13 protein-coding genes are annotated in these 12,704 nt (G+C 66.7%); 3 read left to right on the top strand and 10 right to left on the bottom strand.

The annotated features are described in order from the left end of the window. Positions 1-11: 11 nt before the first annotated feature. The 3 genes from AB0L58_RS14380 to AB0L58_RS14370 all read right to left on the bottom strand — a co-directional run bounded on the left by AB0L58_RS14380 (position 12) and on the right by AB0L58_RS14370 (position 1,509). Positions 12-635: a PAS and ANTAR domain-containing protein gene (locus AB0L58_RS14380; protein ID WP_364386685.1), complete on the bottom strand. Its 624-nt coding sequence runs from the start codon at positions 633-635 to the stop codon at positions 12-14. A gap of 128 nt (positions 636-763) precedes the next feature. Next, on the bottom strand, positions 764-1,162 hold the full coding sequence (locus AB0L58_RS14375; RefSeq protein ID WP_364386437.1) for an STAS domain-containing protein: 399 nt from the start codon (positions 1,160-1,162) through the stop codon (positions 764-766). A gap of 221 nt (positions 1,163-1,383) precedes the next feature. Continuing rightward, the gene (locus tag AB0L58_RS14370; protein ID WP_364386435.1) at positions 1,384-1,509 is read right to left on the bottom strand and encodes a hypothetical protein; all 126 of its coding nucleotides are present in this window, start codon (positions 1,507-1,509) and stop codon (positions 1,384-1,386) included. Between the two features lie 168 nt (positions 1,510-1,677). On the opposite strand from AB0L58_RS14370, the gene AB0L58_RS14365 reads away from it, so the two are divergent. Next, positions 1,678-4,482, top strand: a complete 2,805-nt coding sequence (locus AB0L58_RS14365; RefSeq protein ID WP_364386433.1) for an aminotransferase class I/II-fold pyridoxal phosphate-dependent enzyme — start codon at positions 1,678-1,680, stop codon at positions 4,480-4,482. Between the two features lie 14 nt (positions 4,483-4,496). Here AB0L58_RS14365 and AB0L58_RS14360 read toward each other — a convergent pair whose 3' ends face one another. Then, the gene (locus AB0L58_RS14360) at positions 4,497-4,826 is read right to left on the bottom strand and encodes a hypothetical protein (RefSeq protein WP_364386431.1); all 330 of its coding nucleotides are present in this window, start codon (positions 4,824-4,826) and stop codon (positions 4,497-4,499) included. Continuing rightward, entirely contained in the window at positions 4,826-5,101 is a 276-nt protein-coding gene (locus tag AB0L58_RS14355; protein WP_364386429.1) for a hypothetical protein, read from the bottom strand. The genes AB0L58_RS14360 and AB0L58_RS14355 overlap by 1 nt, the downstream gene beginning before the upstream one ends. Positions 5,102-5,295: 194 nt before the next feature. Between AB0L58_RS14355 and AB0L58_RS14350 the strand changes: the two genes are divergently transcribed. Next, complete coding sequence (locus AB0L58_RS14350; RefSeq protein WP_364386427.1) at positions 5,296-5,634, top strand: metalloregulator ArsR/SmtB family transcription factor; 339 nt, start codon at positions 5,296-5,298, stop codon at positions 5,632-5,634. Further along, positions 5,631-6,104, top strand: coding sequence for an SRPBCC domain-containing protein (locus tag AB0L58_RS14345; protein ID WP_364386425.1), 474 nt, complete (start codon positions 5,631-5,633; stop codon positions 6,102-6,104). The genes AB0L58_RS14350 and AB0L58_RS14345 overlap by 4 nt, the downstream gene beginning before the upstream one ends. 53 nt (positions 6,105-6,157) lie before the next feature. Here AB0L58_RS14345 and AB0L58_RS14340 read toward each other — a convergent pair whose 3' ends face one another. The 5 genes from AB0L58_RS14340 to AB0L58_RS14320 are packed head-to-tail and all read right to left on the bottom strand — an operon-like array spanning position 6,158 to position 12,702. Further along, positions 6,158-6,847: an FHA domain-containing protein gene (locus AB0L58_RS14340; RefSeq protein WP_364386423.1), complete on the bottom strand. Its 690-nt coding sequence runs from the start codon at positions 6,845-6,847 to the stop codon at positions 6,158-6,160. Continuing rightward, entirely contained in the window at positions 6,847-8,133 is a 1,287-nt protein-coding gene (locus AB0L58_RS14335) for a VWA domain-containing protein (RefSeq protein ID WP_364386421.1), read from the bottom strand. The genes AB0L58_RS14340 and AB0L58_RS14335 overlap by 1 nt, the downstream gene beginning before the upstream one ends. Next, positions 8,130-9,194, bottom strand: coding sequence for a phosphatase (locus tag AB0L58_RS14330; protein WP_364386419.1), 1,065 nt, complete (start codon positions 9,192-9,194; stop codon positions 8,130-8,132). The genes AB0L58_RS14335 and AB0L58_RS14330 overlap by 4 nt, the downstream gene beginning before the upstream one ends. Then, the gene (locus tag AB0L58_RS14325) at positions 9,191-11,527 is read right to left on the bottom strand and encodes a tetratricopeptide repeat protein (protein WP_364386417.1); all 2,337 of its coding nucleotides are present in this window, start codon (positions 11,525-11,527) and stop codon (positions 9,191-9,193) included. Before AB0L58_RS14325 ends, AB0L58_RS14330 begins: the two co-directional genes overlap by 4 nt. Continuing rightward, complete coding sequence (locus AB0L58_RS14320; protein WP_364386415.1) at positions 11,524-12,702, bottom strand: hypothetical protein; 1,179 nt, start codon at positions 12,700-12,702, stop codon at positions 11,524-11,526. The genes AB0L58_RS14325 and AB0L58_RS14320 overlap by 4 nt, the downstream gene beginning before the upstream one ends. Between the last annotated feature and the right edge of the window lie 2 nt (positions 12,703-12,704).

Raw genomic sequence — 12,704 nt, 5'->3', positions numbered from 1 at the left:
GCGGATTCGACTCAGTCGGCCTCGATCCGTTCATGCGCAGTCAACAGCAGATGGTCGAACCGTGTGCGCAGTTCCGCCATCGAATCGGTCAGCGTGGCGAGATCGGTGATCAACCGGGTGGCCAGTGCCCGCAGCTTGCTGTTGGTCTCCTGGGAGCGCCAGCTCAGCACCCGGAACGCCTGCTCGGCGTTGATGCCGTAGACCAGCATCAACGCGCCTTTCGCCTGCTCGATCACCGCGCGCGCGGCATACAGCTCGGGCAGGGCGTCGTCGAGGGTCTCCTGCTGCCGCTCGTCGAGTGCGTCGGTGACATCGATGTAGTACCCGCTGGTGCCGATCACCGTATCCGTCTCGTCGCTCATCTGATCCGCGACGACGATGACGTGGTGCACCTGGCCCTCTGTATCGATGATCCGGTGGCGGCTCGAGAACGGTTGGGCGTTCTCGATGGACCTGGCCAGAGTGTCGGCGACCTGCGCGCGGTCCTCGGGATGTTTGTGCTCGAGTAACAGTTCGGTGGTCGGCACCACGGTCCCGGGCTGGTATCCGTGCAACAGTGCGACCTCGTCCGACCACTCCCAGCGCTGATCCGCGAACCAGAATCGGAACGTCCCGACACTCTGCGGTTTTCCCATGCCGATGACCCGATCCAACGCACGCGCGTCCTCAGGCGGAATCGATCCACTCTCCGTCACAGCGCAAGTATGGATTGTGATCATGCCCGTTACTCGGATATCGGCTCGAGCAGGGACTTAAGGCCTCATCATGTGTCCAGCGCGGCGCGCATCGATGGGAATTCGCAGCATACGGCGCGCACTCCGGTAATGGCGAGCACCCGGTCGATCTCCCGCCGACCCGAGACGATTCGCACATCGGGGCCGCCGTGCGCGGCGTGCTGTTTGATCGCGCCGATGGTGGCCGCGACCCGGATGCTGAGGAATTTGGTGGCACGCAGATCGAGGACCACCGCATGGCATCGAGTCGCCACGGCGCGTTCGAGCATCGCACGGAATTCCGGGAGCGCCGCCGCGTCCAATTCGCCCTCTGCCCGCACCACCACACACTGCTTACGGCGGTCGACCCGTTGTGCCCAGAAGCGATTGCGTGGTCGTTCGCCGGCCGGGTGCTGACCGTTTGATCGGTGCTGAAGAACGGCTGACATGTCAAACCTCCCAAAAGGGGATGCCGGTCCTGCGCGGCAGGATCGAATCGGCGGGAGGGCGACGGTTTGGGGGTATCACTACGCTGCGGCGGTCGTCGCGACACTGTCGAGTGCTACTCAGCGCTCCCGCTGGCCGAGTCCCGCGTGGTGTCCGCCGCGTCGAACCCGGGCTCGGCTGTATTCTCAACCGCTATCAGTCTGGCACGGTGGCTCGCTCCGGATCAACCGCCCGAGCCGTTGCCGCCATCGCGCCAGCGCCACGGTGCGACCACCCACACCACCGCGAACAGCGTGGCGACCACCACGCCTGCGACCGCACCTGCAGTGGTGCCCGCGACGGTAGCCATCACCACAATCCTCGCACCCATCAGCGCGAGGCCGAGCAGCCGCCGCCTCGACGTTCTGAGCGATAGCTAGGAATTTGATCGACAGCGGGGCACAATATTTGCAGGGATGAATGTTCCAGGGTTGCGACATATCGCTTCGGTCACTGATCGAGGAGCGAAACCGACGACATGCACCGAGACGGCGAGCGCCCGAAGGGGCTTAGTGTTTCCGCACTGGCGGCGGTAGCGAACCCGTCGTACTCGCGAATCGATACTTGGAATCTGCTCGACGACGCGTGCCGTCGGCTCGCCGATGTCGACCGTGCGGGGCTGGACACCACCCACGAAGCCGCCAAGGTGCGACGCCTGCTCGATCGGCTCGGCGCCTACGAGCGGTACTGGCTGTACCCCGGCGCGGCGAGACTGGCGGCGTTTCGCGGATATGTCGCCGATCTCGCAACGGCGCGGCTCACCGAGGAAGTGTCGCTGGCCGTGCGCCTGCTCTCCGAGTACGGCGACCGCGCAGCTGTGTTCGACACCTCCGCGCCGTTGGCCGAGCAGGAACTCGTGGCGCGGGCCAAACAGCAGCAGTTCTACACCGTCCTGCTCGGCGACGATTCCCCGCCCGAGGCTCCCGAGAGCCTGGCGGAGAGCCTGCGGGCGCTTCGCGAGCCGTCGGACGATGTCCAGTTCGAGTTGCTTGTCGTGGCGAGCATCGAAGACGCCATCACCGCAATCGCGTTGAACGGTGAGATTCAGGCCGCGATCATCCGGCATGACCTGCCGTTGCGTTCCCGCGACCGGGTGCCGCTGATGACCACGTTGCTCGGCGCCAACGACAACGTGGTCGTGACCGATCGCGCCCAGAACTGGGTTGAATGTGGCGAGTGGATCAGGGAGCTGCGGCCTCATATCGACCGGTATCTACTCACCGACGAGTCGATCGCGGCGGAGACCGAGGACGAGCTCGACGTCTACGATCGCACGTTCTACCGGCTCAACGACGTCACCGACCTGTACAGCACGGTGGTCGCCGGTGTCCGGAGCCGGTTCGCCACACCGTTCTTCGACGCCCTGCGCGCCTATGCGGCCGCGCCGGTCGGCCAATTCCACGCCCTTCCCGTCGCGCGTGGCGCCAGCATCTTCAACTCCAAGTCGCTGCAGGACATGGGCGAATTCTATGGCCGCAACATCTTCATGGCCGAGACGTCGTCCACCTCCGGCGGGCTGGATTCTCTGCTGGACCCACACGGCACGATCAGGGCGGCGATGGACAAAGCCGCCGAGACATGGTGTGCCGATCAGACGTACTTCGTCACCAACGGAACATCCACCGCGAACAAGATCGTCGTGCAGGCGCTGACCCGGCCGGGCGATATTGTTCTGATCGACCGCAATTGCCATAAGTCGCACCATTACGGCTTGGTGCTTGCCGGAGCGTACCCGATGTATCTCGACGCCTATCCGCTCGAGCCGTTCGCGATCTATGGAGCCGTGTCCCTGCACACCATCAAGAAGGCGCTGCTGGACCTCGAGGCGGCCGGACAACTGGACCGCGTGCGCATGCTGCTGCTCACCAACTGCACCTTCGACGGCGTCGTCTACAACCCCCGGCGCGTGATGGAGGAGGTGCTGGCGATCAAGCCGGACATCTGCTTCCTGTGGGACGAGGCATGGTACGCGTTCGCAACCGCGGTGCCGTGGGCTCGGCAACGAACCGCGATGGTTGCCGCCGAGCAACTCGAATCGACCTTGTCCTCGCCCGAGTACGCCGAGAAATACCGCACGTGGCGTGCGTCGATGCAGGGAGTCGACCGCGCCGAGTGGCGCAACCACCGGCTGCTTCCCGACCCCGAGCGCGCGCGGATACGTGTGTATGCGACGCATTCCACCCACAAGTCGCTGTCGGCGCTTCGGCAGGCGTCGATGATCCATGTCCGCGATCAGGATTTCAAAGCTCTCACGCGAGAGGCGTTCGGTGAGGCGTTCTTGACCCACACCTCGACCTCGCCGAACCAGCAACTCCTGGCATCGTTGGACCTGGCGCGTCGGCAGGTCGACATCGAGGGCTTCCAGCTGGTCCGCAACGTCTACGATATGGCGCTGGTCTTCCGTCATCGCGTCCGCAAAGACCGGCTGATCGGCAAGTGGTTCCGCATACTCGACGAGGCCGACCTGGTGCCCGGCGAGTTCCGGCTCTCCGAAGTCAGCTCGTACCGACAGGTCCGGCAGGGTGGCTTGGCAGAGTGGAATGAGGCGTGGCGCTCCGATCAGTTCGTGCTCGACCCGACTCGGGTCACCCTGTTCATCGGCAAGACCGGCATGAACGGGTTCGAGTTCCGTGAGAAGGTCCTGATGGACCGGTTCGGTATACAGATCAACAAGACCTCGATCAACAGTGTGCTATTGATCTTCACGATCGGCGTTACCTGGTCGAGTGTGCACTACCTGCTCGACGTGCTGCGTCGGGTGGCCACCGACTTCGAGCGCGGCCAGAGCGCGGCCGGCAAGGACGATCGCGCCCTGCAACAGCGCCGGGTCGATGAAATCACCAAGGATCTGCCGGCGCTGCCCGACTTCAGCGAGTTCGACAGCGTGTTTCGTCCCGACGGTGCCAGCTCGTACGGCGACATGCGATCGGCCTTCTACGCCGGATATGCGGAGTCCGACCGCGAACACGTCCTGCTCGGCGACGCCGGGCGACGGCTCGCCAAGGGGAAGACCCTGGTGTCCACCACCTTCGTCGTCCCCTACCCGCCCGGATTCCCGGTGCTGGTCCCGGGGCAGGTGCTCTCGCGGGAGATCCTGTATTTCCTGGCCCAACTCGACGTGAAGGAAATACACGGATACAACCCCGACCTCGGGTTGTCGGTCTTCACCGAGGCCGCGCTGGCGCGGCTGGCCGCGGCGCGGCTCGCAACTGCCGCGGTGTCCGACGGCGCGCTGGACGCAACTCCGGCGGCGGCAGGCCACCATCCGGTTGGGATCTCGTGATCTGACTACCGCGGTCAGCTCGCGCGGTGAATCGGATGCAGTCGCGACAGCGCGCGGACCGCATCGGCGCGCGAAATGAGCTGATCGCCATCGAGTTCGGCGATGGCCGCCTCCATCCACTCCCGGATCAGCGTCGACATGCCGATGCCACGGCTGTCGGCGAGCTGCTTCACCCGGGTGTGCAGTTCCAGCGGCATGCGAATCGAACTGGTCACCACGATGTCGTCACCGGGGGCGAGTGGCGGCGGCGCCTTTTCCGGCGGGACCGGTTCGTCACTGAAGGTCAGTCGATCCATGAACGCCGCCAGTTCGTCCGGGGTGGACGGGAAATCCTTCTCGCTCATCACCGGTTCTCCTGTTCCCACTCCTCGAACATTTTCAGTTCGTCAGCGCGCATTTCCCGGGCGCCGATGATCAGCCAGGTCCACTGGTCCTGTTGGCGCGTCGCCACGATCAGCGGCCGCCCGGTACCCGTGCGACCCCAGACCGACAACACCGTCACGCGCCCGTCATCGGCGATCCGCGGCCAGCGCCGAGCGCCTTCGAGGACTTGGCGTACCTCCCGGGGTCCGATGCCGATCAGATGCGCGAACGCCCAGTCCGGCCACTCGAACCCCATGAACACATACTACGCGCATAGTAACCGACCGATCGGTCCCGATTCGATATTTCTTGACGCGTAGGATTTTTCCTACCTATAGTTCGAGACGTGAACATCAACCATGCCGAGGTCGATACCGTGCGCCGCCAAACCACGCCGACCGATCCCGACGGCAACCGCTTTGTCCCGGCCGCCGCGGGCCGGTGACGGCGATGCCGGTCGAGGCGCCCGAGGCTCGGGTCTTCGCGGCGCTGGCCAGTCCGGTTCGGCGCGAGGTATTGCGGCTGCTGCGCGACGGTGGACCCAAGCCGGTGACCGATCTGGCCGCGCACTTCGAGATGGCGCGGCCGAGCTTCTCCGAACATCTGCGGGTGCTGCGGGAAGCCGAATTGGTCAGCGAGAACAAGGTTGGGCGACAACGGCTGTATCGGCTCGAGGCTGCCCCGCTGCACGAGATCCAGGAATGGTTGCACCCGTTCGAGCGGTTCTGGCGCGAGAAGTTGACCGGGCTGCGTGAACTGCTGGACACCATGGAAGAGGAGTACGAATGACCGACGATCCGACTGCCATTCACGTCGACGAATTCCTCGCGCACCCCCCGGCGAAGGTGTGGCGCGCGCTGACCGAACCGGAGTTGCTCGCGCGGTGGTTCATGCCGTCCGACTTTCGGCTCGAGGTCGGGCACCGCTACACCCTCGATGCGAAAGCCGTTCCGGCAACTGGCTTTTCCGGTGTGATCGCGGCCGAGGTGCTGGCCTTCGAAGTGGAGCGGATGCTGCGTGTTTCCTGGCGCGATGCCGACCCGAATGCCGAGCACCGCGCGGATTGGACGATCACCTGGACGCTGGAGCCCGAGGGCAAGGGCACCCGATTGTTCTTGGAACACACGGGATTCGATCCGAACCATCCGCTGCAGCAGAAGGCGCGGACGATCATGGACGGCGGCTGGCGGTCTCATGTCATGCGGCGCATCGATGAGGTGTTGCGAGAGTTGGAATCAGCGCCGAACCCCGGACGCTGAGTCGCGGTTACCGGTCGGCGCGCCTTGGCCATGGCTGCGCACCGCGCGCGGCGCTAACCGCGCGCCGACGGGACGTGGCGTGGTGGTCGGTCCGCCACTGTCACTACGATCGTGGTCCAGCCGCCGAGGTGGATGCGGTCACCGCTCCGGAGCGGGACCGGCACCTCGGCGGGGATCAGCTCGTCGCTGCCATTGAGGCTGGTGCCGTTGGTGGAGCCGAGATCGGTGATGGTGATGCCGGTTTCGGCGATGTGCAGGATCGCGTGGGCGCGGGAGACACCGGCGTCGGCGGGGGCGATGCCGAGATCGATGTCGGGCTGCAGCCCCTGGGACACGCTGTGTTTGCCGATCAAGATATCGGTGCCGCGCAAGGTGATTCGGCGCTCGGGATAGAACGCCGGGAATTCCACCTGGTCGGCGTCGGGGCCCTTGCGGGCCTGCACCCGGTCGTAGAACTCGCGATCGGCGGTGATCGTGGCGACCCATGTCACCGCACCGGCACGGCCCTGGATTTCGGCGGCCGAAACCGCCGTGACCATTTCGGTGATCGCATGCGGCACCGGCGTCGGCAGCGCCGAATCGGCGCCGCAGACTTCACAGAAGCGGCCGGTGCTCGGCGATCCACACGACGGGCACAGCGCGGTCGCCACCGCCGGCGCGGGCGCACCTATCGGCGAACCGCAGACATCGCAATAGTCCGTCGCAACGGACTGATGCCCATCCGGACAGGTGGCAATCGCCATCACCCCTCCTTGCGTACCCGCGCCGTCTTGGTCGAGCGTGCGTCCAAGGCCATTTCGTCCGCGGCCTCGACCCGGGCGCGCAAGCGCACGGTGCCATTGCGCTCGTCCACCTCGACCACACCGCGCAACAGCTTCGCAGTGCCCTCGTTCCCGGATTCGGCGGCCAACTCGACCGCGCGCCGCAGCTTTGCCGTCGCGGTCGCCACATCACCGTTCTTGCGCGCGCTCAACCCCTCCTGCACAACCTGGGCGAGTTCGGCCTGCCCGGTGTAATGCGCGACGCGCCTGCTGATGCGGGCCGACAGCTCGGTCTCGGTGGTCCACACCGCACGTACCAATCCCTGCCCCACCACCTCGTCGCCCGCGACAACGCTGATCCGCGCCGCGAGCTTCTCCCGCCCCGGCGCGGCGGGCTCGACCCGCACCTGCACGTGATAGTCGCGGTCCTCCGCACCCCAGGCCCCGAGTGGGTACTCCCCCAACTGCGGTCCGGTGTCGGCGCGGCGGGCGGTCAGATCCGCGATGGTCGGCGCGACCTGCTTGACGAACTGAACGGTGGCGCCCGCCGGTGTCCACACCCGCAGGGTGAGTTCCGGAATCGCCTTGGCCATCGACGTCTGCGTCATCGCGGTGAAGTCCGCGGCCAGATTCGCCGGATCCGCGACGATATCGACCGTGCCGTGCAGCGCCGAGGCGATGGTGCGCAACTCCTCCACCTGCCAGTCGGTTCCGACGCCGCGGCAGTCGCAGGTGAAGATCCCTTCGGACTGTTTGATCTCCGCGGCCAGCCCCGCCGGTTCCTCGTGCTCGTTCTTCCCGTCGGTGAGCAGAATGGCGTGCACCATCGCACCCGGATGTTTCTTGGCCAGCTGCCGGGTGAGTCCGAGCCAGGTGCCCATGGCGGTGCCGCCGTTGGGGCGCAACTTATCCAGTGCGCGCCGGGCCGCGGCCCTGGTATCGCGGTTGACCGACACCGATGGTTTATCGCTCGGATAGGTCAGCCGTGCCATCGACGTGCCCTCGATGATCGCGAACCGGGTGCCGTCCTTCAGCACATCGAGCGCGGCCAGGGTGGCCCGGCGCGCACCCTCGAACTTCCTATCGGTGGCCATCGATCCGGAGCAGTCGATGATCAGCACCTCCAGTCGCTGCGGTTCCGGTCCGGCCGCCACGAAATCCGCACCCGTCTCCACGGTCACCACCGCATCGACCGTGCCCGCACCCTCGGCCAGATATTCGTTCTGGTCTATCGCTACCGAAATACCGTTATTCGCAATTGAACTCACTGTTCTTCTCCTGCATCGACCGATGGCCCGATCGGCACCAGCGCGACGGTGATGTTGTCGCTCCCCCCGGACCGTAGTGCAAATTCGACCAGCGCCCGCGCCGCCTTCTCGCGCGGCAATGCGCCGACCATCCGCGCGAGCGCCGTCGGATCGGATACGTAGTTCCAGAGTCCGTCACTGCAGAGCAACAGCACCCCGGGACCCGTGGTGTGAAAGGTCTTCACACATCGGTCCGACCACGGTTTGTCCTCGCTGTCGGCACCGAGCCAGCGCAGCAGGGTATGTGCCCGCGGATCCCGCATCGCGGACTGCTCGTCCATCGCGCCGGCATCGACAAGCGCCTGTGCCCACGAGTCGTCGACCGTCAATCGGGTCGACGGCAGATTCCCGCCCGCGATCGGCTCGATGCCGGTGCCCCGCAACCAATATGCCCGGCTGTCACCGACATTCGCGACGGTGATCTCCACACCGTCGCCGCCGTAGCCGCGCACGATGGCCGAAACGTAGGTGCACGACGGAGCGTGGCCATCGTGTGTCGCGATATCGCGCACGGCCTGCGACGCGGCGGTGAGCCCGGCCAGCACCACCGCAGTGCCCGAGCGCGCATCGGCCAGTGCGGTGAGGCAGGCATCGACGCCCGCCCGCGCGGCCGCGCCCGAGGCCGCCTGCGGATCCTCGGAGGTGGAGACACCATCGCTGACCGCGATCACCGTGACGACCGGGCGCTTCGCCCCGTCTTCCAGCACCGCGGCGGCGACCGCATCCTCGTTGCGCGCGTGCGCGATACCGCGATCGGTCATCACATACACCGCGCCGAGATCGGCCTCGAACCGATCCGGCTGCGGACGCAATTGACCACAGCCGCCGCAGTAGCCGTCGGCGTCGTATCGGGTGCCGCCACAGCCCTCACACGTCGGTGCCGCATCCGGATCCAACCGCGGCAGCGCGACCCGGCGCGTGCCGAGTTCGCGGCCGCAGGCCTCGCAGAACCGGTCCGCCACCGCGACCCGCGCCGCGCATTCCGGGCACCGCGGCTGCACCTCGGTCTCGGGCTGGGTCATAGGGTCGTCCTCGGCCGGATCGCATTGGCACGATCCACCAACTCGAATCGAGTCCACATATCTTCGGTTTCGCGGGCGAGGTCGCGATAGCAGCGCTCCAAACCGGTTCGTACTCCGTCCTGATCGAGATCGGCGCCGAGCAGCGCCCCATGTGTTGTCGGTGCTTTACCCGCTCGCAGCCAGTTCAACGCGGCATCCAGCACACGCATCCGAACTTGTGCGCCACGGCTTTTCGATTCGATCCGCAATGCCTCGACGCGCCCGCCCGCATCGCGCAGCAGTGGTTCGGACAGTTCGGCGGGTGCGCGGTCGGCCAGCATGGTTTCCACGGCCGTCAGCCGGGCCTCCGTGTAGAGCGCCGAGGCCGAATCCACCTGATCGAGTACGGCGACCGCACCGTCGCGATCGCCGTCGGCGGTGCGCAGCCGGGCCAGTCCGAAGGCCGCGCTGACGAAGCCGCGGTCGGTGCGCCAGACCGTGTCGTAGAACCGCGCCGCCCGCTGCCGATCCGCCGATGCGCCCGCAAGTTCGGCGGCTGCCGCCTGGGCCACCTTAGGTGCGGCCTCACCGGGCAATGCCGCGTGCACGGCGTCGAATTCGGCATGGGCGGCATCGATATTGCCCGCGAGCAGTTCCGCTTGGCCGCGATACCAGGCCAGTCGCCAGTCACCCGGCAGGGTGTCGGTGAGCTCGTCGAGTCGGCGCAGCGCGTCGGCCGAATCGCCGACGTCGAGGGCGGCGCGCACCAGCCGCAGTGGAATTTCCACGGACGCACCGCGGGTCATGAGTACCGAGCGCAGTCCCGCTTCGAAGACCGGTTCCAGTTCGGCGGGTGCGGTCCCGCCGGTGGTCGCCAGCAGCGCGGCGCCGCTGTCGTTCGGATCGACCAGCGGAACCGGCAGTGCCGCAACGATACTCGTTGGCGTCGGCGCCTCCTGGACGCCGAATGCGCCGCGGGGCGGCCCGAAGTAGGCCGACAGACCGGGACGCGGCACACCGTCGTCGATGCTCAGCACCTCGCGCAGCACACCGGTCAGTTGATCGGCCATCTCTTCCATGGAGGAGAAGCGCGCCTCGGGGTCCGTGTCGGTGGCGCGCAGGATGAATCGGTGCAGCGAATCATATTTCGCCAGTAGCGGTTCGGCGTCCGGGCCGGGCAGTGCGCCGAAATGTCCACCGTGCTGCGGCACATTCATCAGCAATACCGCGAGCGTGCGTCCGACGGTGTAGACCTCGGTGGCGACGGTCGGCCCGGTCTCGGGGATCTCGGGCGCCTGATAGCCGACGGTGCCGTAGATGGGGCTGTCCTGATCGTCCATGGCGATCACCGCGCCCATATCGATGAGCTTGAGCTGCTCATCGGTCTGCATCACATTGTCCGGCTTGAAATCGCAGTAGGCCAGGCCGAGCGAATGCAGATAGCCGAGCGCGGGCAATATCTCCAGGATGTAGGCAATGGCCTGCGGCGGCGGCAGATAGCTGCCGTCGGCGTCACGGCGGGTGCGCAGGATCTGTTTGAGCGAAGTCCCGCCGACGTACTCCATGACGATGTAACCGACCGCGATACCGTCGGCGCCGCGGTGCTCGACGAAGTTGTAGATCTTGACGATGCTCGGATGCTCGACCTCGGCCAGGAACCTCTTCTCGGCGACCGCCGCCGCCATCGCGTCCAGATCCCCCGAATTGAGTAGACCTTTCAGCACCACCCAGCGGTTGGCGACATTGCGGTCGGTGGCCAGATAGATCCAGCCGAGCCCGCCGTGCGCCAAACAGCCGACGACGTCGTACTGCCCGCCGACGAGATCGCCCTTGCTCAGCTTCGGTGTGAGGGAGAAGCGGGTACCGCAGTTGGGACAGAATCCTTCGGCGCGGCCTGGCGTGCCGTCACGGCCGCGGCCGACCGGTCGTTCACATGTGCCGCAGAACCGTTTGCCCTCGGCGACCTGCGGGTCGGCCAGGACCGCGGTGGCCGGGTCGATGCGCGGCATCCGCGGCACCTCCACCATGCCTGCACCGAGCCGACCACGCGCACTGGATTTCGACGAGGACCGGCCCGTGCGCACGGAGCGGCCGGAGGCACGGGTGCTGCCCGAGCGCGTCGAAAGCGCGGAAGTCCCGGAGGTCTCAGCGGGCGCGGTGCCGCAGGCGTCGCAGTAGCCGTCGACGATGGTTCCGACGCATCCCGGCTCGGCACACACCTGCGCCTCGCTCGAAACCCCATGCGGTATAGGCAGTTCCGCCGATATCGTGCTGGCCTCGGCGGGCGCGGTGCCGCACACCACGCAGTAACCGTCGTCGATCGTGCCGTCGCATCCCGGCTCATTACAGGTCATCCGCCCCGCCCCGATTTCTCCCCGATGATCTGCTGGAAGTCGACGACCGCCCGGGTGACGGCCGCCAGGTCGCACGGTCGCCGCGCGAGCAGGCCCGTCGCGATCTGATTGCACGCCAATACATCTCGGTCCTCGCCGACGCCGAGCCGAGCCGCCTTGGCCTGATAGGCGGCCAGCCGTCCACGCAGCTCACTTCGCCGATCGAGCAGGCCCTGAGCCAATTCCTGCACAGTGGCCGCCCCCGCGGTCGCGTCCGCGATCCGGGTACGCAACCGCACCAGATCCGCTGCCGCACCCGATTGCGCCGACAACGCATCGAGTTCCGCTTCGAGCGTGGCGGTGTCGTCCTCGTATATCGGCAGCGGGCCCGCCAGAATCTTCGCCTCGACCTCTACCCGCGCCTGCGCTGCAGCGGTGCGGGTTGCCCGTAGCGCTGCCAAGCGCCTGCGCGATTCGGCGACCGCCTCGGCCCAATCCGCTGCCACCGCATCGAGTTCGGCGAGGGTCACGGCCACCTGCCGCAACTCCCCGGCCAACTCCGCGATGCGCGTATCGATCTCCGGCACCGTCAGCGCGAGTGGGTCGGTCGCCGACCGGATCGACAATGCGGCGATACCGTCGCCGATCGCGCGCAACTGCGCGGTCTCGGCCCCGGCCGCGCCCGCCTTGTCCAGGGTGTCCTGCAGCGGCGCGAGGCCAGACATCACCCGGCTGTTGACGGCATCGACCGCGTCGAGGAATTCGGCGATTTCCGGGAAGGTGGCCCGCATACGATCAACCGTATCGGCCAGTCCGACGAACAGAACCTCTTCGGCGGGTCCGGTGAGCGAACGTTGCGCCATCGGTATCGGCGTGCGCGCGGCCTCGTAAGGACGCCCACGCAGGAGTCGGGTGAGCTCGGCGCGCTCACCGTCGTCGAGGCGGGCCCGAGTGCCGCGCACCTTGCGCGCCGAATCCAGGATGATCTGCAGGCGGCTGTAGTCCTCCCACATCAGCGCGAGCGCGGTACGGACCGGCAGCCAGCGCTGTTCGGTCACCCCGGTCGGCGGATAGCGCTGTAGCAGTGTGTGGCCCGGATGTTTGTCCAGTTCCAGCAGTGTCGCCGTGATGGCATCGAATTCGATTGTGCGGGTGGCCAATTCAGCGTCGATTTCGGCCAGGGTGAGTAGCTGCATGG

The sequence above is a fragment of the Nocardia sp. NPDC052112 genome, assembly GCF_040680135.1.
Classification (GTDB): Bacteria; Actinomycetota; Actinomycetes; order Mycobacteriales; family Mycobacteriaceae; genus Nocardia.
Note: the sequence above shows the minus strand (reverse complement) of the source record. Positions and strands in the feature narration are given on the sequence as shown.

What these genes read in the sequence shown, in the direction of transcription:
- AB0L58_RS14380 (WP_364386685.1), bottom strand. Translation starts at nt 635, where the DNA reads ATGGGAAAACCGCAGAGTGTCGGGACGTTCCGATTCTGGTTCGCGGAT.
- AB0L58_RS14375 (WP_364386437.1), bottom strand. Translation starts at nt 1,162, where the DNA reads ATGTCAGCCGTTCTTCAGCACCGATCAAACGGTCAGCACCCGGCCGGC.
- AB0L58_RS14370 (WP_364386435.1), bottom strand. Translation starts at nt 1,509, where the DNA reads ATGGCTACCGTCGCGGGCACCACTGCAGGTGCGGTCGCAGGCGTGGTG.
- AB0L58_RS14365 (WP_364386433.1), top strand. Translation starts at nt 1,678, where the DNA reads ATGCACCGAGACGGCGAGCGCCCGAAGGGGCTTAGTGTTTCCGCACTG.
- AB0L58_RS14360 (WP_364386431.1), bottom strand. Translation starts at nt 4,826, where the DNA reads ATGAGCGAGAAGGATTTCCCGTCCACCCCGGACGAACTGGCGGCGTTC.
- AB0L58_RS14355 (WP_364386429.1), bottom strand. Translation starts at nt 5,101, where the DNA reads ATGGGGTTCGAGTGGCCGGACTGGGCGTTCGCGCATCTGATCGGCATC.
- AB0L58_RS14350 (WP_364386427.1), top strand. Translation starts at nt 5,296, where the DNA reads ATGCCGGTCGAGGCGCCCGAGGCTCGGGTCTTCGCGGCGCTGGCCAGT.
- AB0L58_RS14345 (WP_364386425.1), top strand. Translation starts at nt 5,631, where the DNA reads ATGACCGACGATCCGACTGCCATTCACGTCGACGAATTCCTCGCGCAC.
- AB0L58_RS14340 (WP_364386423.1), bottom strand. Translation starts at nt 6,847, where the DNA reads ATGGCGATTGCCACCTGTCCGGATGGGCATCAGTCCGTTGCGACGGAC.
- AB0L58_RS14330 (WP_364386419.1), bottom strand. Translation starts at nt 9,194, where the DNA reads ATGACCCAGCCCGAGACCGAGGTGCAGCCGCGGTGCCCGGAATGCGCG.
- AB0L58_RS14325 (WP_364386417.1), bottom strand. Translation starts at nt 11,527, where the DNA reads ATGACCTGTAATGAGCCGGGATGCGACGGCACGATCGACGACGGTTAC.
- AB0L58_RS14320 (WP_364386415.1), bottom strand. Translation starts at nt 12,702, where the DNA reads ATGCAGCTACTCACCCTGGCCGAAATCGACGCTGAATTGGCCACCCGC.